General features: G+C 40.0%; 1 pseudogene. It reads right to left on the reverse strand.

The features are described from left to right. Window positions 1-442: pseudogene (locus tag JHD69_RS20110) on the reverse strand (TlpA family protein disulfide reductase); the annotation flags it as partial. Window positions 443-607 lie beyond the last annotated feature (165 nt).

A 607-nucleotide genomic window follows, 5' to 3' on the forward strand; every position in this document is an offset into this window, starting at 1 on the left:
CCATGAACGTACTGTTGCCGGCACGGAAAAAATTAATCGACTTTTTGTAAAGTGGATAGGTCAGGTTCTTCCATTGCTCCATCACCATGTTTTCTTTCGAATTTAGTTTGCCATTCAATACATAGGTAGAATCGTTGAGGGTTACATCAAGCTGCTCGCCACCCTTAAAATAGAAGTTGTAGTTATCGGTTCCCGACAAATCGTTGCCCATCCCGATTACGTAGATGCCTTCGTATTCGGGATAGAACATCAAGCCAAACCGGCCTGTTTTATTGGTTGTTACATTGGCAATTTCTACCAATCTGCCATCATTCACCTTGAATAGTTTGACGATGTTACGTTTTGATTTGAGCAATCCTTTTACCTGCACGGGATTTTGTGCAAGACTGGTTAGCGAGAGTGTGGTTAATAAGATGGCGATAAGAATTTTATTGATTTTCATATGTTGAATAATAGTTGAACTGCTATTTACCATAGCAAATTTGATTTGATCAGTTGATTGATAGATTGTGATGCATTTATTCCCTGTAGCTTACGTCGACAATTTTGCCAAGGCCAGTAAACGACTTATACAGCTGTCTCTTATACACATCTGACGCTGCCGACG

Source organism: Pedobacter sp. ASV12, assembly GCF_016429155.1.
Classification (GTDB): Bacteria; Bacteroidota; Bacteroidia; order Sphingobacteriales; family Sphingobacteriaceae; genus Pedobacter.